Source organism: Achromobacter sp. D7-1, assembly GCF_059760445.1.
Window position 1 is genome coordinate 1 of record NZ_JCBAMT010000006.1, and the last position, 18,902, is coordinate 18,902.

Consider the following 18,902-nt stretch of genomic DNA (forward strand, 5'->3'; position numbering starts at 1 on the left):
GGGTGTGGGGGCAAGCGAGGCGATGCAAGGACCTGGCGTGGAGAACAAAGCCGCCGAAGGGCGGCCATTGACGGCGACCCGGCCGGCCGCGCTGCTGTTCCTGTCTGGAACGGCGGCCCTGGTGTTCCAGGTGCTGTGGATCAAGCAGCTATCGCTGGTGGTGGGCGTGGAGGTCAGCGCCATCGCCGGCGCGGTCAGCGCGTTTTTCCTGGGGCTGGCGCTGGGCGGCTGGCTGTTGGGCCGCCGGGCGGACCGCTTGCGGCGGCCGGTGCGCTTCTACGCCATGCTGGAAGCGGCCGTGGCCATGTCCTGCATCGCGGTGACATGGCTGCTGGCGCGCAGCGCCGCTGCCTTTGTCGCGATCGAGAGCCATAGCAGCGTGGCGGCCTGGCTGGCGATAGGACTGCTGCTGGCCATGCCCGCGTTCCTGATGGGCGGCACCTTGCCGGTGCTGCTGCGCGCGGTCAGCCGGCAGGGCGCGGACGTCAGCCGCCGTGGCGGGACTATGTACGCCGCCAATACCTGCGGCGCCATCCTGGGCGCCTTGCTGCCCGCTTTCTGGTTGATTCCACGCTTCGGCGTGCAGGGCGCGGCCCTGGCCGCAGCCTCGTTGAACCTGCTGGCGGCGGCCGGCGCCTGGGCGCTGGACCGCAAGGCAGGCGACAGCGCGACACCCGCCGCCAGCGCGCAAGCCGCCGCCGCGCCCTTGTCCGGCGAAGCGCGCCTGGCCGTGGCGCTGTACGCGGTGGCCGGCGCCGTCGCGCTGGGTTATGAAGTGATCTGGTCGCAGATGATCGTGCCCTTCATGAGCACGCGCGCTTTCGCCTTCGCCATCGTGCTGGCCACCTATCTGGCCGGCCTGGCCCTGGGCGCGGCGCTGTATGCGCGCTGGGCGCACCGCGTGCGCAATCCCTGGCCGGTGTTTGGCTTTCTGATCGCCGGCGCGGGCCTGATCGCGGTACTGGAGGTGGCCGTGCTGGGCAAATGGTTGATCGTGGCGCAGACCCAGGCGGAAGCGGCGGTCTATCAATGGACCGGCAGCGGCTTCGCCGGCATGTGCGCACGCTTCGCGGTGGCGGCAGGCAGCCTGGTGCTGGCGCCCACGCTGCTGCTGGGCGCGGCCTTTCCCGCAGTGCTGCGCATCGCGGTGGGCGATCAGCGCGTGGGCAGGGAGGCCGGCGCCGTGCTGGCTTGCAACACTCTGGGCGGCATCGCGGGCACCTTGCTGACGGGATTCCTGCTGCTGCCCGCCTTGGGCCTGGTGCGGACCTTGAGCGTGCTGGCGGCCATCGCCGCCGCGGTCGGCGCCGTGGCGGCCTGGCGCGGACGCTCCGACGGCCGCGCCGCCACCGGCTGGGCGACCGGCATCGCGGGCCTCGCCACGCTGGCCGTGGTTGCCATGTTGCCGGTGGATCAGTTCGCGCGGCTGCTGCCCGGCGCCAGCGGCGTGGGCCTGGTGTTCTATGAAGAAAGCCACGGCGGCACAGTGGCCGTGGTCGAACGCGCCGGCAACGGCAACCGCTTCCATCGGCTCTACATTCAGGGCGTGTCGAATTCCGGCGATGCCATGCCATCGCTGCGCTACATGCGGTTGCAGGCGCTGCTGCCGCTCATCGTCCACAACGCCGAGCCCAAATCCGCGCTGGTGGTGGGCTACGGCACCGGCATCACGGCGGGAGCGCTGTCGCAGTATCGCGGCCTGGAAAAGCGCGCGGTGGCCGAGCTGCTGCCCGCCGTGCTGCGCGCCGCGCCGCATTTCCAAGGCACGTTCCAGGCCGCCTCGGACCCCGGCCTGGACAAGCGCCTGCGTGACGGGCGCCGCGAACTGCAGGCCAGCGCCGAACGCTGGGACCTGATCACGCTGGAGCCGCCGCCGCCGTCCGCCGCGGGCGTGGTCAATCTGTATTCGCGCGATTTCTACCAGCTTGCCGCGAACCGGCTGGCGCCCCAGGGCATCGTGGCGCAATGGTTGCCGCTGCCCACGCAGAACGAGGACGACACCCGTGCGCTGGTCGCCAGTTTCATCGAGGTCTTTCCGCACGCCCAACTGTGGACCAGCGAGCTGCATGAAATGCTGCTGCTGGGATCGATGCAGCCGCTGGCGCTGGACGCCGCCCGCATCGAGGCGCGCTATAAGCAGCCGGACGTCGCCGCCGCCTTGAAGGCGGTGGGCGTGCCGTCGGCCGCCGCCTTGCTGTCCACCTGGGTGACCGACCGCGACGGATTGGCGCGCTTTGCCGGCCGCACGCAGGCCGTGACCGACGACCGCCCAGGCATCGAATACGCGACCTGGGTCCGTCCGCGCGAGGTGGCGCGAGTCCTGCCCGCGCTGCTGGCGTTGCGCAGCGAGCCGCCGCTGGTCGGCGCCTCCGAGGCGCTGCGCGCCGACATGCAGCTGGAGCGGGCGCGGCTGGACACGTTCTATCGAGCCTCGCTGGCGGCCTATGTGGGCGATCGTGAAACCTGGGGCAGGGAAATGAACAAGCTGGCGCGCGACGACGGCGACAACGCCTATTACCGCTGGTTCATGCCGAGCGCCAGGCAATAGGGCTCAGCTGCATATGCGCCGCCACGGCGCGACCCCATGGGGCGAGCAATAACCGGCGCAGGGCGTCGCCATCGACATGCCGCTCTGACAGCGCAGATCCGGCGCCCGCTCGCCATAAGGCACCATGCCTTGGCAGTCGCACTGCGCCAGCCCAGCGCCCGAAGGCAGCTTCTTGATTGGATCGGCCTCGGCGGTGCGTTCCGCCTTGGCTGCGGGCGGCGCCGGCGCGTCGTCGTCCGCGTCGGCGCGCTCGATCACGCCCCGGATCTTGGCGGACGGCATGTTGCAAGCCTTGGCGATCGCGTTCACCGTGCGGCCGTCGTTGGCCATCGCCAGTATCTTCTTGTCGGCGCAGGCCGCCTCGACGCGCGGCGCGGCCAGGGCAGACAGCGAGAGGGCCGCGGCCAGCAAGATGCCGGATCTGGTCAAGGTCATTGCACGCCTCCTGCACCCATGCCCGAATGAGGAAATACGGCGTAGTCTGCTCAGGCTAGAGGGTTTTGCAAAGAGCGTAGTGCCGGCTGTTTGGGGGTGTCAACGCAGCCCGATTGCCTAGTTCTTCTTGCGGACGCCGGGCCGGCGCCGGCGCTATCCCTAAGCATGAGCCGGCTTGGTGCGCGCGCCATGATGCGACGGCACCAGGCAGTGTCGGACTCAAGCCGCGGCAAGTTCCGCATGCGGACCAGTTGCGAACGGATGCGCGGCGATCTCGGACTGCGCCTGCGCGCGCGCCTCGTGCAGCGCATCCGTGCCGCGCGCCGTGCCTTGCACCGAGAAGAACGTCACGCTCTTCAGGCCTATCGTGCCCAGCACGTGCCTGAGATACGGCGTGAGGAAGTCCGGCTGGCTGTGCTCGCCGCAGCCGAACTCGCCGCCGGACGAAATCGCCACGTAGACCGGACGGTCCGGCAGGCTGCCTTCCTTGCCACGTTCCGTGATCTGGAACGTGCTGCGCACCCGCACCACGTGATCGATCCAGGTCTTCAGCGAGGCCGACACGGTGAAGTTGTGCATGGGCGTCGCGATGACGACATGGGTGGCATCCTGCAAGGACTGGATCAATGCGGATGAACGGCCCAGCGCGCCGCGGTGCTGCCGGCCGTCGTCGGGATCCTGGCGCGCGCTCAGCGTGAGGGCGTAGTCGGTGTCGACCAGGGGCAGGGCGGTTGCGTCCACGTCGACCACGGCCGCGTCCGGCGCGGCGGCGGTGAGCTGGTCGACGATGGTTTGCGACAGGCGATAGCTTTCGGAGGCGCGGCCGCGCGGGCTGCAGATGATGCGCAGGATGTTCATGAGGCGGGAGTTTCCAGGGATTTGCTGAATCGGATGGCGCTGGTCAGCAGACCGGCGCGGAAATAGAAGCGCTGGGCCAGGGCGTTACCCAGGCCGGTGTCGAGCACCAGGCGGGCGCAGCCGCTGTCGCGCGCGACGGCGTCCAGCGCTTGCAGCAACCGGGCGCCCCAGCGCTCGCCGCGGCGGCCTTGCGCCACGACCAGGTCGTCGACGTACAGAAAGCGGCCGTAGATCAGGTTTTCCTGCAGGCGGTAGCCGGCCAGTGCAACGGGCTGGCCGTCGGGCATGGCTGCCAGCAGACGATAGCCATCCGCGCGCATGCGGCTGACGCGCTCGACGAAATCGGCGTCTTCCTTCAGGTGAGGCCTGAGCTCGCGCATGAGCGGCAGGCATGCCCGCAGATCCTGCGGGCTTTCGAGGTGTTGCATGGCGACTTCTGTCATGGATGCACTAGCGGTGTGAGAGTTCATAAGCAGCCATGTTAGGTGCCGCATGCCATAATTAGAAGGGCCATAAAATCCATTTTTAACTATGCCATGATCAGCCCTCAACCCCAGGCCCTGCCAGCATCATCAGGCGACGCCGAGCCCCTGTACCGCCAGGTCTATGAGCGCTTTCGCGGCGCCATCGCCCAAGGCACGCTCAAGCCAGGCGACCGCATTCCGTCGGCGCGGGCGCTGGCCAAGGAGCTAGGCGTGGCGCGCGGCACGGTGGAAGTGGCGTATTCGTTGCTGGCATCGGAAGGCTATATCCAGGCGCGCGGCCAGGCCGGCACGGTGGTGGCGCCCGACGTGCAGCCGCAGCATGCGCCGCCGCCCGCCGCGGCCGTCCCGCCGGAGGCGCCCGGAGACGGCCCAGGCTGGCGCGAGCCATCGGGCCTGCGGCCGTTCCAGCTGGGCTTGCCGGCGCTGGACGAATTTCCGCGCAAGCTCTGGGCCAGGCTGGGCGCCCGCCAGCTGCGCGGCCTGCAGGCCGGGGATCTGGCCTATCCGCCCAGCGGCGGGCTGCCGGCACTGCGCAGCGCGACAGCCGCCTATCTGCAAGTGGCGCGCGGCATCCATTGCCAGCCTTCGCAGGTGTTCATCACCTCGGGCTACAACAGCACGATGGCGCTGATCCTGCAGACGCTGTTCGAGCCCGGCGACCAGGTCTGGATGGAAGATCCGGGGTATCCGCCGACGCGCGCGCTGCTGGAGCAGGCCCGGCTGGAACCGGCGCCCGTGCCGGTGGATCAAGATGGAATCATGGTCGGCGCCGGCATCGAGCGGGCGGGACTGGCGCGCGGCGCGGTGGTGACGCCGGCCCATCAAAGCCCCTTGAGCATGTCGCTGTCATTGCCGCGGCGCCAGGCGCTGCTGGACTGGGCCGAGCGTCGCGGGGCCTGGATCGTGGAAGACGATTACGACGGCGAGTACCGCTACGTCGGCCGGCCGCTGCCGGCGCTCAAGAGCCTGGATACGCAGGGCCGGGTGCTGTATGCCGGTACCTTCAGCAAGGTGCTGTTTCCCGGCTTGCGGCTGGCCTATCTGGTGGTGCCAGAGCCGTTGGCCGGACGCTTCGCGCAGTCGGCGCGGCTGCAAGCGGGCGCGGCGCCGGGCCTGACGCAGGCCATCCTGAGCGCCTTCATGGCCGAGGGGCATTTCGGCCGCCACATCCAGCGCATGCGCAAGCTGTACGCGGAACGCCGCGCCGCGACCGTGGCGGGCCTGAGCGCGGCGCTGGGGCAACGTCTGCGGATAGAACCCCAGCCGGGCGGCATGCATATGGTGGCGCGCCTGGATGATGGCCAGAGCGACGTGGCGCTGGCCGGACGGATGGAGGAGCAGGGCATGTACGCGGGTGCGCTGTCGCGCTGGTACGCCGCCCCGCAGCGGCAATCGGCGCTGCTGCTCAGCTTCACTAATATCGCCACGCAGGCGCAGGCCCATGAACTGGGCCTGCGGATCCTGAAGCTGATGCAGTCTTAGTTCAGGCCGGCCTTGTCCAGGCCGTAAGCCGCATCGGCCGAGCCCGGCACGGTGCGGAAGGCCACGTTCAGCCGGTTCCAGCCATTGATGCCGACCACCAGCAGCGTCAGGTCGGAAATCTCCTGCTCGGACAACTGCGCGCGCGCCTCTTCATAGACGGCATCCGACACGCCCTGCGCGGACAGGGTGGTGACGGCCTCGGTCCAGGCCAGCGCCGCGCGCTCGCGCGGCGAGAACAGCGTGGATTCGCGCCAGATGGCGACGTGATGCAAGCGCAGCTCGCGTTCGCCCGCGATCCTGGCCTGCTTGATGTGCATGTCCAGGCAAAAGCCGCAGCCGTTGATCTGCGAAGCACGGATATCCACCAGTTCGCCGACCTCCCGGACGATGGGGGTCTTTTTCAGCGACATGCTGAATTCCAGGTACTTCCTGGATTGTTCTTCGGATACCTGGAAGTAATTCAAACGCTGCGTCATGTTGCTGCCTTTTCGATGCGTGTAGCCGAGCGGAATCTCGTGCCGACAGGATGACGCAGCTTGGCCCAGGGCAGAAGTGCCATAAATGGAGTTTTCATCTGGGCCATGAGCGCGGCCGCGCGCCGCCGCAACGCTCAGGCCGGCCAGCGCAGCACGAAGCGGGCGCCGCCCAGGGGGCTGTCGTGTATCTCGATGCCGCCGCCGTGGCTGGCGGCCACCCGCCAGACAATGGCCAGGCCCAGGCCGGCGCCGCCGGTGCCGCGGTCGCGGCTGTCGTCCAGCCGGATGAAGGGCTCGAACACCCGCGCGCGGTCGGCCGGCGCGATGCCGCTGCCGTCGTCGTCGACAATGAGTTCGAAGCCGCCCGACGGGCATTGCCTGAGCTTCACCTCGACATGCCGGCTGGCGTAGCGCACCGCGTTCTGCACCAGGTTCAGCAAGGCCCGGCTCATGTAGCGCGGATGCAGCCGCACGCGCGGCGGGTAGTCGCGGTGCACATGGCACTGGATGGCGCGCGCCTCGGCCTGGTGCGCGACCTGGGCCAGGGCTTCGCCCAGCCAGTCGCAGGTGTCCACCGTTTCCAGCCTGACGGTGTCGTCGGCGGGGCGCTCCAGGCGCGCGTAGACCAGCAGTTCGGCCACCAGCGTTTCCAGTTCGCAGATGTCGGCCTGCATGTCGCGCAATATCTGGTGCCGCCGGGGCAGGTGCTGGTCGTGGCCCAGCAGCGCGACCTCGAAGGACAGGCGCGCCAGCGGCGTGCGCAATTCGTGCGAGACGGCATTGGTCAGGCTGCGCTGGTTTTCGATCAGCGCCGAAATGCGTTCGGCCATTTGGTTGAAGCTTTCGCCCACGTGCCGCATGCCCGCCAGGCGCGACAGCCGCACCCGCGCGCCGAGTTCACCCTGGCCCATGCGCAGCGTGGCGTTGCGCAGCCGGTCCAGGTCGCGCCACAAAGGCAGGGCCCAGAGCAGCAGCAGGATGATGCCCACGATCAGGCTGAGCGCGGCCCAGGCGGCTATCGTGATCCATCTTTCAACGGCTTGCGGCGCGCGTGGCAGGCTCAACTCCAGCCACTGACGGGGTTCGCCGGGCAGGGGAGCGACGTAGACGTTGTACTCGTCGCGCATGATGAAGCCGGCGCTGGCGAGCTGCTGCCGTTCCGCTGGCGTGGGCTGGGCTTGCGCGTCCGTGAGCAGCTTCAATCCCAGGCCGTAGTGCGGCTGTATCTCGTCGCGCAGGTAATCCGCCCGCGCGCCTTGCGCCAGGCCATCCAGTTCCTTGCGCAAGGCGTGTATCTGCCCCCGGACCGATTGGTATGAGAGGTCCGCGCTCAGCGGGTCCAGCAGATACTCGAGGCTGCGCTGCACCAGCTGCGATCCCGCGATGTAACCGATAGCGGCGACCACGAAGATGCGAATCGCGAACTTGAGCATTGGGGATTTGAACCGGAAATGGCGACCTGGGATGCTATAGGGCCGCGCCAGGGGCAGTCCGCCGATATTTGTACGGTATTTGTAAAGTTGTTTGAAGCGCGGCCGGGCGGCGAGGTAAACCGGCCATATGGCCCGGGCCGTTCAGGCGGTTGAATCCGTCACGCCGCCCGGCTATAAGCATGGGGCGGGGGCCGGACCCTCATGCCCCGCCTGCCGATGAAGCCCGAATCCCATGCCGCCGCTGCCACCCCACCAAGACGAACACGTCGCCAGCAAGCCCGCCACCCCCACGCGCGAACAGTCTGGCCAGGGCTCCTGTCTGGAAGTCTTCCTGGTTTTCCTGCGCCTGGGGCTGACGTCCTTCGGCGGGCCGGTCGCGCACCTGGCGTATTTCCGCAGCGAATTCGTGGAGCGCCGGCGCTGGCTGGACGATTACGCGTATTCCGACCTGGTGGCCCTGTGCCAGTTCCTGCCGGGGCCGGCCAGCAGCCAGGTCGGCATGGCGATAGGCTTGAAACGCGCCGGCTGGGCCGGCATGGCGGCCGCCTGGCTGGCGTTCACACTGCCCACCGCCGTCGCCCTGATCCTCTTCGCGCTGGGGCTGGCGCAGTTCGGCTGGCTGTCCGCCTCGGGCGCCATCCATGGCCTGAAGGTCGCGGCGGTGGCTATCATCGCGCAGGCGGTCTGGGGCATGGGGCGCTCGCTCTGTCCTGACCGCGAGCGGGCCGGACTGGCGGTGGCGGCGGCGCTGATCACCATCCTGATGCCGACCACGCTGGGGCAATTGAGCGCGATTTTGCTGGGCGCCATCGCCGGCATGGCCGCGCTGCAGGTGCCGCCGCGTCCGGCGTTGGCGGTGCAGCCGCTGAAGGTGTCGCGCCGTGCCGGGTACACGGCCTTGGCGCTGTTCGTGCTGCTGCTGGCGGGCTTGCCGGCCTGGGCCGCGATCAGCGGTATGCCGCTGGCGCAGCAGCTATCCGGTTTCTACCGCGCGGGCGCCCTGGTGTTCGGCGGCGGCCACGTGGTGCTGCCCTTGCTGGATTCCGCGGCGGTGGCGGGCGGCATGGTGTCCAACGCCGATTTCCTGGCGGGCTATGGCGCGGCGCAGGCCATGCCGGGGCCGCTATTCGCCTTCGCCGCCTTTCTGGGCGCAATGTCGTCCGGCCCCTTGTCGGGCTGGGCTGGCGGCCTGATGCTGCTGGTCGCCATCTTCCTGCCGGGCGCCTTGCTGGTGACCGCCGCGCTGCCGTTCTGGGAAAGCCTGCGGCGGCGTCCAGGCGTGCGCAATCTGATCGCGGGCGTGAACGCCAGCGTCGTCGGCATACTGCTGTCGGCGCTGTACGACCCGGTCTGGACCAGCGCCATCCGCGACCGCGCCGACTTCGGCCTGGCCTTGCTGCTGTTCGGCCTGCTGGTCTACGCGCGTTGGTCGCCCGTGTGGGTGGTGCTGGTGGCCGCTGCCGGCGGCTGGGCGCTGGCGTAGCGGGGCCGCGCGCACGACCCCGCCCGACAGCGCTAGGACTGCCAGCGCGGCCGGCGCTTCTGCAGGAAGGCGTCTATGCCTTCGCAGGCGTCGGCTTCCATCATGTTGCGCGCCATCACGTCGCCGGCGTAGTCATAGGCGTCCGCCAGCGCCATCTGCCGCTGTTGGTAGAACATGCGCTTGCCGTAGCGGATTGCGGCGGGGCTCTTGGCAAAGATGTCGTCCACCAGCGCGCGCACGCGCTGGTCCAGCTGCGCCTCGGGCACCGCGTCATTGACCAGGCCCCAGTCCCTGGCCTGGCCGGCGTCGATGAAGCGCGCCGTCACCAACATTTCGAAGGCGCGCTTGGCGGACACGTTGCGGCTCAAGGCGACCGCGGGCGTGGAGCAGAACAGGCCGACGTTGATGCCGGATACCGCGAACTTCGCCGTGTCCGCAGCCACGGCCAGGTCGCAGCTGGCCACCAATTGGCAGCCGGCGGCCGTGGCAATGCCATGCACCTTGGCGATCACCGGCACGGGCAGGGCCTGCAGGCCTTGCATCACGGCGCTGCATTTCCTGAAGAGGTCGCGGTAGTAATCCAGCGAGGGCTGGCTACGCATTTCGCGCAGGTCATGGCCTGCACAGAACGCGCGGCCGCTGGATTCCAGCACCACGCAGCGCACGCTCGCATCGCGCGACAGGGCGTCAAGTTCGGCCTGCAGCGCAGCCAGCAGGCTTTCGGACAGCGCATTGAACTGGCCGGGGCGGTTCAGCCGCAGCGTCACCACGCCGCCTTCGGCATGGCGCGCCAGGACCGGCTCTTGCGCCGCTTCTTCGATATTCATGTCGTCTCCAGGATGGGCTATTCCTGGATAGTAGAGGGATATGGCGCCTGGCGGAGCGGGGCTGGGCCCTCAGCCCGCGGCCAAGCGCCGCGCCATGCCGGGCGACAGGCACAACAGCGGCCCGACGATGACGGCGCCGATCAGCGCCATGGCCAATTGCGGCGACATGCCGCTATCCAGCAGGACGGTGGCGATGACGGCCGATCCGCTCATCTGGAAAAGGCCATACACCGCGGCCGCGGTGCCGGCGCGCTCGGCGAACGGCTCCAGCGCCAGGCTAAGGCCCGAACCCAGCGCCAATGAAAAGCCCACGGTCAGCACGGCCACCGGCAGCATGAAGACCCAGGCCGACAAGGGCAGCCACAGCCACGCGGCCAGATGCATGGCCGCCGCCGCAAGCAGAGCGGCCATACCCACGCGCACCATGGTATGGCGGCCAAAACGCGAGATGAAGGCGGGCGCGAGGAAGAAGGCCCCAATGTTGATCGCCGCGTTGCCGCCGAACCAGGCGGAAAAACCCAGCTCGGAATAACCCAGCTGCTGCACCAGCACCACCGGCGCAGCGGAGACGAACACCAGGATCATCGCCATGCCGGCCATGCCGAACGCCGCGAAATACAGAAAACGGCCGCTGGCCGCGATCGGCGCATAGCGGCGCAGGCTGTAGAGCGCGCCTTGCGGCTTGGCGGGCTTGGCCCGCGTCTCCTCGAAACGGATCGCCAGAAAACCCGCCAGCGTCAACGCGAACAGCACCATGAAGACAAAGGTGCTGCGCCAACCCGCGTGGACGGCCAATGCGCCGCCCACCATGGGCGCCAGCGCGGGCACGGTGCACAGCGCGCCATTGAGATAGCTGTAGACGCGTGCGCCCACCGCGGGGCTGAAGCAGTCGCGCACCGCCGCGAAGGCCACCAGCGAGGCCGAGCAGGCGCCCAGCCCCTGGATCACGCGCGCGACGTAGAACACCTCCAGCGAACTGGCCGAGGCGCCCAGCGCCGAGCCCAGCAGATAGGCCAGCGCACCGCCCAGCGCCACGGGCCGGCGGCCATATCGGTCGGCCAGCGGGCCGATCAGGATCTGGCCCACGCCCACGGCGAAGATGAACAAAGTGATGCTGGCTTGCAGCGCGGTGACGGGCTGGCCATAGTCCTGCGCCATGGTGGGCAGGGAGGGCAGATAGATATCGATGCCCATCGGCGTGAGCGTGACCAGTCCCATCAAGAGACCGATCAGCCAGCGTTGGCCGCGAGGGGATAATGCAGACTTCATGGCAGGCTCGGGGTCCGTAGCGAACCCGGGAAAACCCGATATTATCCATGAACCGGCGTAGAATCTTCTTCCTATGAATGCACCCGCCCTCCGACCCCGCATCGTCATCCATTACTGCACGCAGTGCCAGTGGCTGCTGCGCGCCGGCTGGATGGCTCAGGAACTCCTGTCGACGTTCTCCACCGACCTGGGCGAGGTCGTGCTGCAGCCCGGCACCGGCGGGATTTTCCAGGTCACCTACAACGGCGACCTGATCTGGGACCGCAAGAGCGATGGCGGATTTCCCTCGGCCAAAGAGCTGAAGCAGCGCGTGCGCGACCGTCTTGATCCTGGACGCACACTGGGCCATATCGACGGCCACACTGCCGGGCCGCTGGCCACGCCTGACGCCTAGCCTGTTCTGATCCAGCGGAGCCTTACACAGGCTCCAGCGCCCGTGAACGGCCGGCCCCGCGAGGCCGGCCGACGTAAGGTGCGGGCTCGCGCGGCTACACCGAAGACTGCGCCTGCTTCAAAGCCTCGCGGCCCTTGCGTTGGCGCACCGCCGACATCACCAGCAAAGCGATCAATCCCACGCAGGCCGCCACGAAACCCAGGCTGATGGGCCGCGTCACGAAGATCGCCAGATCGCCGCGCGACAGCAGCAGGGCGCGGCGGAAGTTCTCTTCCACCATGGGGCCGAGCACGAAACCCAGCAACAGCGGCGCGGGCTCGAAGCGCAGGCGGATCAGCGCATAGCCTGCCGCGCCGAACAAGGTCACCATGGCCACGTCGAACAGATTGTTGTTGGTGCTGTAGACACCGACGCAGACGAAGAACAGCGCCGCCGGGAACAGATAGCGGAATGGCACCGTCAACAACCGCACCCACATGCCGATCAATGGCAGGTTCAAGAGCAGCAATAGCACGTTGCCGACCCAGAAACTGGCGATCAGCCCCCAGAACATGTCGGCGTGCTCCACCATCATCTGCGGTCCCGGCTGGATGCCGTGGATGATCAGCGCGCCCAGCATCAGCGCCATCACCGGGTCGCCCGGGATGCCCAGGCTCATGGTGGGAATGAAGCTGGTCTGCGTCGATGCGCTGGTCGCCGCTTCCGGCCCCGCGATGCCCTCGATGGCGCCGCGCCCGAAGCGGCGCGGCTCGCGCGCCACCTTCTTTTCCGTCGCATACGAAATGAACGAGGCGATGGTGGGGCCGGTGCCAGGCAGGATGCCGAAAGCCGCGCCGATGGCCGTGCCGCGCACCAGCGCGCCGCGCGATTGCTTGATGTCGCCGGCTTCGGGCCGCATCGACTTCATGCTGATCTTGGCGGTGGTCACCTTGGCGTCGCCGCCGATGCGGTTGATGTTCTTCAGGAAGTCCGCCACGCCGAACAGGCCCATGGCCAGCGCCACGATCTGCAGGCCATCGGACAGTTCAAGAATGCCGAAGTGAAAGCGCATCGTGCCCGTGTTGACGTCGGTGCCCACCACGCCCAGCAGCAGTCCCACCACCACCATCGCCACGCCCTTGATCGCCGACCCCTTGGCCAGGGCCGCGCCAGCCAGCAGGCCCAGCATCATCATGGAGAAGTACTCGGCGGGACCGAACTTGAAGGCCACGTCCACCAGCATCGGCGAAAACAGGATCATCGCCAGAATGCCCACCGACGCGCCGCAGAACGACGAGAACATCAGCATGAACAGCGCCGAGCCTGCCTTGCCGTTGCGCGCCAGCGGATTGCCGTCCAGGCAGGCCACCGCGTGCGAGGCGGTGCCGGGCAGGTTCAGCATGATGGAGGTAATGCCGCCGCCATACTGCGAACCGTAGTAGATGCCCGACAGCATCACCAGCGCCGCCGTCGGCGTCATGGTGTAGGTAAGCGGCAGCAGGATGGAGATCGCGGCCAGCACGCCCATGCCCGGCAGCACGCCGATCAGGTTGCCCATGAACACGCCGAAGGCGGCCCACATCAGGTTGTCCAGCGCGAAGGCGACGGAGAACCCGTGCATCAGGTTGTTGAGGATTTCCATCGATCAGCCCCAGCGGAACAGCGGGAACTGCAACTGCAGCGCCCAGGAGAACACGGCCACGCCCAGCACGGTCACGCCCGTGGCCAGCAAGGCCGCGCTGCGCGGCGTGTGCTGACGGTCGCCCATTGCGGAAATGAAGACCAGCGCAAAGGTCGCGGGCACCAGACCGCCGTACTTGCCCAACAGGATGAAGGTCATGAGTCCGCCGATGATGCAGCCCCAGCCGCGCCAGTCTGGCGGCGGCTCGTCTTCGGCCTCTTCCTCCACGGCCGCGGGAGCCGCGGCCATGCGCGCGATCATCAAGCCCAGCAGCACCAGCAGCACGCCCAGGATGGCGGGGAACATGCCCGGCCCCATGCGCGCAAGGCTGCCGATGTTGTAGGTGGATGCCTGCGCGATGGCGCCCAGGCCCAGCACGATCATCGTGCCGGCCGCCCAGGCCTCGCGCCGCGCGGCGCTGCGTTTGGATTGCATCTGTAGTCCTCCCGTTGTTGTGCTTTTGCCTGACTACGTTCTGAACAAAAGCTGACTTTTGATTGAACGCGGAAGTCTAGGAATCCAAACTTCCGTTCACCTTTCAGGTGGACGGGCAATGTGCAAAACAGGCCTTTTTCCGGCCAAAACGGGGGAAATCCCTAGGCCGCGTGGGAACCGCGGGCAGGGCAATGCCTTGCGCAATGCGCAGACGGCTACAACGATGAGAAGAAGGAATTGAGTCGCGGCGCGTGTTCAGCCCTTGGGCACCCAGGGCTTGCGCTGGCTGCCGGCCAAGGCGGCGTCCAGGCGCTGCTTGGCTGCCTCGGGCCAGCAGGCGTCCATGTCATAGAACTCGTCGGCCGCCGGCACATTGTCCGGGATGCCCACCCACGGATGCTTGGAACGCACAAAGCAATGCGCGCCAGGCGGAAAATCGGCGGCGCGGTCCAGCGTGCCGGCGTATATCAGCGCCACCGTTTCGCCATAGCCCGGATGATGGCTCCACAACAATCCTGCGCAGGCTGCGCAACGCACGATCACGACAGTCTCGCCGTCATCGGCGGTCCGGTCCGCGGGATGGCGGCACACCTCGCCCTGCAAGCTGCGCACGCGGTTGGATTCGATCACCGCGTTCATGGCGAAGGCGGTGCCGGAATGGCGCTGGCACAAGGTGCAATGGCAGCAATGCACGAACATGGGCGGACTGGCGAGGCGGTAACGCACAGCGCCGCAATCGCAGCCGCCTTCGATGGGAGCTTGGGTCACGATGAGTCTCCTTTGAAGGGGTGCAGCCAGTGTATTGAGGCGGCAGGCGGGCGGGCAGTGGCAATCGCGTCACGATGCCGGGGGATTTGCGTCAATATCGCGGCGGCCGAGGCCCATGCGCACGCGTCCGGGGCCTGGCCTTCCGTCCGAAAGCGAACGTCCGGCAGCCGCCTAGGCAGGGCGGCCGCCAGCGGCAGCATTGCTTTTTCAGGCAATACGATGCTAAAATACGACAACTTTCGGCAAAATCACAACAAAACCAAGCGCCGAAAAAGTCGCTGGCGGCTGCGGCCGCCATTTTCGTTTGCGTTGCCTGCGCGCATGCCCCCCGCGCCCCAATGGCATCCATTGGAACAGCATCCATGGCACGCACGAATCTCATGCATTGCGCTTAGTGCGGGGGAAAGCCATGCGCCCTGAACAGGAGAACGTTCATGTCTCATCAACTCGTCGGCAAGAAGTGGCAATTCGAGATTCCGCCCCTGGACTGGAAGGCGCCCGAGACCAACAAGGAAGCGGACATCAAGGTCGCTGCCGTGGACGCGGACTCCGCCGAAGACAAGGACGCCTGACCCGGCGCCAAATCAGCCCCTGAGTTTGCCGCCCGGCGGGCAGGGGCGTCAGGCCGCGTGTGTCACCACGCGGTTGCGCCCCTGCTGTTTGGCCGCATACAGCGCGGCATCGGCGGCTTGAAACACCGTGTCGACATCCGCGCTGCCCGCCGGCCATTGCGCCACGCCGGCCGACACCGTGATCTCCAGCGCGCCCTTCAGGCGGTGCGTCTCCGTCCTTCTGCGCAGGCGCTCGGCCATGCCCGCCGCCTCCTTGGCCCCCGCGCCGGGCAGCAGGATCAGGAATTCCTCGCCCCCGCTACGACAGAGTATGTCGGTCGGGCGCGAACAGTCGCGCATCAGCTGCGCCATGCCCTGAATCACTTCGTCGCCAGCCGTGTGGCCGTAGGTATCGTTGACCCGCTTGAAGTGGTCGATGTCCAGCGCGATCACGGCAAAGGGCGTTTCGGCTGCCTGCAACGTCTCCACCGCCTGCAGCGTACCGCGGCGGTTGCGCAGCCCGGTCAGGGGATCGGTGATGCTGGCTTGATTGAGCTTGCCGATCTTGTCCTGCAGGTTGGTGTAGCTCCTGATCACTGCGCGCTTCAGGCGTTCGGCCTCGAAATACCAGGCTTGCACCGAGCGCACCCGTTGCATCGCCACCGCCATGTCGTGATGCTCCACATTGGTCGCCAACTGCGACAAGGGCTGCGAGATCTTGCGCGCGCACCACCAGATCGCCAGCAGGAACAGCAGGGCGAAGGGCGCCGCGTAGCGGATCAGCGCCCAGATGAGGTCGTTCAAGGGTTCCAGCGTGGCCTGCGCGGGACGCTGCGCGACCACGCCCCAGCCGCTGCGCGACACGTGGGCATATCCCGCCAGCATGTCCACGCCGTGCGTATTGACCAGGCGCTGCGCGCCGTCCTCGCCCCGCATCACCGCCGCCACCACCGGGTTGCCGCTCACATCCTCGCCCACGCGTTTACTGTCGAGGTGATAGATCAGCCGCCCATCGCTGTCCACCACATACAGATAGGAGCCGTCCTGGTAGGGATGCTTGCCCAACAGATTATGCAAGGCTCCCTCGTCGCGCAGGTAGATCGTGCCTGAGACATAACCCAGGTAGGCGCCGCTCTCCGAATGAATCGGATGGGAAACGTTGATCAGCAGATTGCCGGCAATGGACACATAGGGCTTGCTGATCAGCGGCTTGCGCGTTTGCAGCGCCATGCGGCTGCTGGCATTGTCGACCCGCGAACCCTCGAAGTTGCGGATGCCCTGGCTGGCGGCCAGCATGATGCCGTCGGCGCGCACGATGCCCACGGAGTTGAAGCTGTCGGTCTGCTCGCGCAGGCGCTCAACTTCCACGGCCAGCAATTCCCGCGAATCGAAGCGCGCCGCCACGTAGCGGGCGCTGTATTCCAGCTGCCGCAGGGCCGAATCCAGAAAGGTGCCGGCGCTTGCGGCCAGCTTGGCGGCGTAGACCCGGTTGGCTTCCAGCGTGTTGGCGATGAGTTGTTCGCGCTGCACCCGATAGCTGGCGTACAGGGCGTTGGCGGTGGCGGCGAGGGCGCTGAATACGGTAAGCGCAAGCACCAGCCCGCGTAGGTTGATTCGCATGTGGATCGTGTCAGGCTGAATTCGGATTGCGGCGAGTGCGCGCGATTTTACCCGCGCGGAGCGTCCGGTTCGTCCAGCAAGCGGGCCGCGGGTGATTCGGCCGCCGCCCCGGCGCGGAAGTAACCCATCACGGTGGCCACGCTGGCGTGGCCGGTCATGGCCATGGTGTCGCCCAGCGGCACGTTCCGGCGGCCCGCCTCGGTCACGAATCCGGAACGCAGGCTGTGAGCTGAATAGTCGCCCTCCAGCCCGGCCAGCTTGCAGCGTTCCAGCACGATGTCCCGCACCGCGGCCGCGGCCAGCGGCTCGCCCAGCACGTCGCCGCGCCGCACCCGCCGGAACAGCGGGCCTTGCGTGATGCCGCTGGCGCGCAGCCATGCATCGAGCGCCTGGGCCGCCACGCCGGCGATGGGCTTCTGGTCGTTGGCACGGGCGGCGCCCGATTGATTGGTCTTGGAATGCGCCAGCGCAAACAGAAAGCCATCGGCCGTGCGCCGCGTGTTTTCCATCGTCGCGCGCACCACCTCGGAGCGCCTGCGGCCGCCGCTGGCCCAGGCGAACAGCAGCAGGGCGCGGTCGCGCACTCCGCGCAAGGAATCGTCGCAGGTCGCCAGCATGGCTTCCAGCGGCTCGCGCGTCAGCGCCACCTTCTTGGCCGGCGCCACGCCGCGCCGGGCGTAGGCGCGGCGCGTCCTGGAAAGCAATTCGCGCACCGCCGCGGCGCGGCAGGGGTTGGGGTGGCCGTGCAGTTCATGCGCCTTCGACAGCACCGATATGCGCTGCAACAGCGTGTTGAGGCTAGGCGCGCCCAGCCTGCCTTTGGCCTTGAGCCGGACCAGCTCCTGGTCCAGCGCCAAAGGCAACTCCCATTTGAGCCCTTGCTCGGTCGAGCGCTGGGCATGGTCGACCACGAACTGAATCACCGCGGCTTCCGGGACGGGCAGGGCGAAGGGACGGGAATAGCGCAGCTCGAACCACGCGCTCCAATAGCGGATGGCGGCGCGGTAGCTGGCGAGCGTGTTGGCCGAGCTGCCTTCGCGCAGCAGGACGCTTGCCGCGGCATCGGCCTGGGCGTCCAGGGTGAGCGGGTCCAAGGCGGGCAGCGGCGCCTGCGATTTCAGCTGTGTCATGGGCGGATGAGTAGGGGCAATCTTCCTTCATGCCTATTATTGTGTACTTGGCATGATCTTTCGGATGCATTATAGATTGCCCCGGAAAGCATTATGACGTTGCCGTCAGGCCTGGAAAAAAGCAGCCTTTATTTCCTTCATAAGACCCTTGGCGGCTTGGCTCAGGAGGTGAAAATCCCTGCTCAATAAACAGATGTTTCGGTCCGGGAGATTATCAGTGAGAGCAAGCGGGGAGAGGACCTGACGAAATGCGGCCATGTTGAATGGCGTAGCCGACCATATGCTGATTGCGTCCGAATTCCTTGCCAGCTCTATATACAGTCCGATCGACGCGCAATGAATAATCCGTTCGGGCAATGCGCAGCCCAGCATCTGAAAACATCTGACCAAGGGCGAGGTCTCGTCGCTTATCGGGTCGAGTGTAATCCACTCATAGCGCAGGATTTCCTCAAGAGTGGTGGCGTTCAGGGCGGGATGGCCGGGCCTGACCCCAATCATCGTCTTTACCGTCGACAGTGGAATCGCCGAGCAGGCGGCAGACTCCGCAGGCATCTCGGTCGATATGGCGAAATCAAGCGTCCCATCCCGCAACAAAGTGAGCAGTTTGCCTGGCCTCTCTTCGACAATCGTGATCTGGACATCGGCGTTCCGTTTCCTGAATTCCAGAATCGCCTTCGCCACACCGGCAGTGCCAGCCACTGGCGCGACGCCGATGGTCAATGCGCCAGTGAGGCGTCCCTTTAGCGCCGCAATATCCTGGCGAGCGCGCGCGACCTCCGCATTTATCAAGCGCGCCCGGTCTGCAATCGCGGCGCCGGCCTCTGTCAGCCGCATCCCTTGCGCGGTCCGCACCAGGAGCGGCACTTCCAGATCTGCTTCCAGTTCTCTCAGCGATTTACTTACGGCCGATTGAGTGAGATGCAATCGATCGGCTGCGCGGTTGATGTTGCGTGTCTCCACAACAGCCAGAAAGGCCCGCAATTGGTTTAGTTTCATGAAACCTGGGGCACGGGTTGCGTCGATCCGGGTTTCGCGCGGCTGCTGGCCT

The 18,902-nt window shown here is 67.2% G+C and carries 18 protein-coding genes; 5 read left to right on the plus strand and 13 right to left on the minus strand.

Features of this window, described 5'->3' with window-relative positions; translation table 11 throughout:
• Positions 1–4 precede the first annotated feature (4 nt).
• Entirely contained in the window at positions 5–2,548 is a 2,544-nt protein-coding gene (locus AC6LKD_RS04180) for a fused MFS/spermidine synthase (protein WP_498115347.1), read from the plus strand.
• Positions 2,549–2,551: 3 nt separating this feature from the next.
• Here the strand turns inward: AC6LKD_RS04180 and AC6LKD_RS04185 are convergent, their stop codons facing one another.
• The 3 genes from AC6LKD_RS04185 to AC6LKD_RS04195 form a co-directional block, all read right to left on the minus strand.
• Positions 2,552–2,983, minus strand: a complete 432-nt coding sequence (locus AC6LKD_RS04185) for a hypothetical protein (RefSeq protein ID WP_498115211.1) — start codon at positions 2,981–2,983, stop codon at positions 2,552–2,554.
• A gap of 219 nt (positions 2,984–3,202) precedes the next feature.
• Complete coding sequence (locus AC6LKD_RS04190; RefSeq protein ID WP_498115212.1) at positions 3,203–3,841, minus strand: FMN-dependent NADH-azoreductase; 639 nt, start codon at positions 3,839–3,841, stop codon at positions 3,203–3,205.
• The gene (locus AC6LKD_RS04195) at positions 3,838–4,269 is read right to left on the minus strand and encodes a GNAT family N-acetyltransferase (RefSeq protein ID WP_498115213.1); all 432 of its coding nucleotides are present in this window, start codon (positions 4,267–4,269) and stop codon (positions 3,838–3,840) included. Before AC6LKD_RS04195 ends, AC6LKD_RS04190 begins: the two co-directional genes overlap by 4 nt.
• A 108-nt stretch (positions 4,270–4,377) precedes the next feature.
• On the opposite strand from AC6LKD_RS04195, the gene pdxR reads away from it, so the two are divergent.
• Complete coding sequence (gene pdxR, locus AC6LKD_RS04200) at positions 4,378–5,808, plus strand: MocR-like pyridoxine biosynthesis transcription factor PdxR (RefSeq protein WP_498115214.1); 1,431 nt, start codon at positions 4,378–4,380, stop codon at positions 5,806–5,808.
• On the opposite strand, the gene AC6LKD_RS04205 is transcribed toward pdxR, so the two are convergent.
• Positions 5,805–6,284 (minus strand): carboxymuconolactone decarboxylase family protein, encoded by a 480-nt coding sequence (locus AC6LKD_RS04205; protein WP_013393846.1) that lies wholly within the window; start codon positions 6,282–6,284, stop codon positions 5,805–5,807. The two genes, pdxR and AC6LKD_RS04205, sit on opposite strands and share 4 nt — an antisense overlap.
• A 134-nt stretch (positions 6,285–6,418) precedes the next feature.
• Positions 6,419–7,717: an ATP-binding protein gene (locus AC6LKD_RS04210; protein WP_498115216.1), complete on the minus strand. Its 1,299-nt coding sequence runs from the start codon at positions 7,715–7,717 to the stop codon at positions 6,419–6,421.
• 232 nt (positions 7,718–7,949) lie between these two features.
• On the opposite strand from AC6LKD_RS04210, the gene chrA reads away from it, so the two are divergent.
• A complete protein-coding gene (gene chrA / locus AC6LKD_RS04215) occupies positions 7,950–9,200 on the plus strand; it encodes a chromate efflux transporter (RefSeq protein ID WP_498115218.1) in 1,251 nt (416 codons plus the stop codon).
• A 32-nt stretch (positions 9,201–9,232) separates the two neighbouring features.
• Here chrA and AC6LKD_RS04220 read toward each other — a convergent pair whose 3' ends face one another.
• Positions 9,233–10,027, minus strand: a complete 795-nt coding sequence (locus AC6LKD_RS04220) for an enoyl-CoA hydratase (RefSeq protein ID WP_498115220.1) — start codon at positions 10,025–10,027, stop codon at positions 9,233–9,235.
• A gap of 69 nt (positions 10,028–10,096) precedes the next feature.
• Positions 10,097–11,296 carry a multidrug effflux MFS transporter gene (locus AC6LKD_RS04225; protein ID WP_013393842.1) on the minus strand — a complete coding sequence of 400 codons (1,200 nt, stop codon included), beginning with the start codon at positions 11,294–11,296 and terminating at the stop codon, positions 10,097–10,099.
• A gap of 73 nt (positions 11,297–11,369) precedes the next feature.
• On the opposite strand from AC6LKD_RS04225, the gene AC6LKD_RS04230 reads away from it, so the two are divergent.
• Positions 11,370–11,690 carry an Rdx family protein gene (locus AC6LKD_RS04230; protein ID WP_013393841.1) on the plus strand — a complete coding sequence of 107 codons (321 nt, stop codon included), beginning with the start codon at positions 11,370–11,372 and terminating at the stop codon, positions 11,688–11,690.
• A gap of 94 nt (positions 11,691–11,784) precedes the next feature.
• On the opposite strand, the gene AC6LKD_RS04235 is transcribed toward AC6LKD_RS04230, so the two are convergent.
• The 3 genes from AC6LKD_RS04235 to AC6LKD_RS04245 all read right to left on the minus strand — a co-directional run bounded on the left by AC6LKD_RS04235 (position 11,785) and on the right by AC6LKD_RS04245 (position 14,553).
• Complete coding sequence (locus AC6LKD_RS04235; protein ID WP_498115222.1) at positions 11,785–13,311, minus strand: tripartite tricarboxylate transporter permease; 1,527 nt, start codon at positions 13,309–13,311, stop codon at positions 11,785–11,787.
• A gap of 3 nt (positions 13,312–13,314) precedes the next feature.
• A complete protein-coding gene (locus AC6LKD_RS04240; protein ID WP_013393839.1) occupies positions 13,315–13,785 on the minus strand; it encodes a tripartite tricarboxylate transporter TctB family protein in 471 nt (156 codons plus the stop codon).
• A gap of 255 nt (positions 13,786–14,040) precedes the next feature.
• Complete coding sequence (locus tag AC6LKD_RS04245) at positions 14,041–14,553, minus strand: GFA family protein (RefSeq protein WP_013393838.1); 513 nt, start codon at positions 14,551–14,553, stop codon at positions 14,041–14,043.
• Between the two features lie 434 nt (positions 14,554–14,987).
• Here AC6LKD_RS04245 and AC6LKD_RS04250 point away from each other — a divergent pair, with 434 nt between their 5' ends.
• A complete protein-coding gene (locus AC6LKD_RS04250; RefSeq protein WP_013393837.1) occupies positions 14,988–15,125 on the plus strand; it encodes a hypothetical protein in 138 nt (45 codons plus the stop codon).
• A gap of 48 nt (positions 15,126–15,173) precedes the next feature.
• On the opposite strand, the gene AC6LKD_RS04255 is transcribed toward AC6LKD_RS04250, so the two are convergent.
• The 3 genes from AC6LKD_RS04255 to AC6LKD_RS04265 all read right to left on the minus strand — a co-directional run bounded on the left by AC6LKD_RS04255 (position 15,174) and on the right by AC6LKD_RS04265 (position 18,850).
• Positions 15,174–16,724 carry a sensor domain-containing diguanylate cyclase gene (locus AC6LKD_RS04255; protein ID WP_492275153.1) on the minus strand — a complete coding sequence of 517 codons (1,551 nt, stop codon included), beginning with the start codon at positions 16,722–16,724 and terminating at the stop codon, positions 15,174–15,176.
• Positions 16,725–16,771: 47 nt separating this feature from the next.
• A complete protein-coding gene (locus AC6LKD_RS04260) occupies positions 16,772–17,854 on the minus strand; it encodes a site-specific integrase (RefSeq protein ID WP_498115224.1) in 1,083 nt (360 codons plus the stop codon).
• A 105-nt stretch (positions 17,855–17,959) separates the two neighbouring features.
• On the minus strand, positions 17,960–18,850 hold the full coding sequence (locus AC6LKD_RS04265; protein WP_013393834.1) for a LysR family transcriptional regulator: 891 nt from the start codon (positions 18,848–18,850) through the stop codon (positions 17,960–17,962).
• Positions 18,851–18,902: the final 52 nt, after the last annotated feature.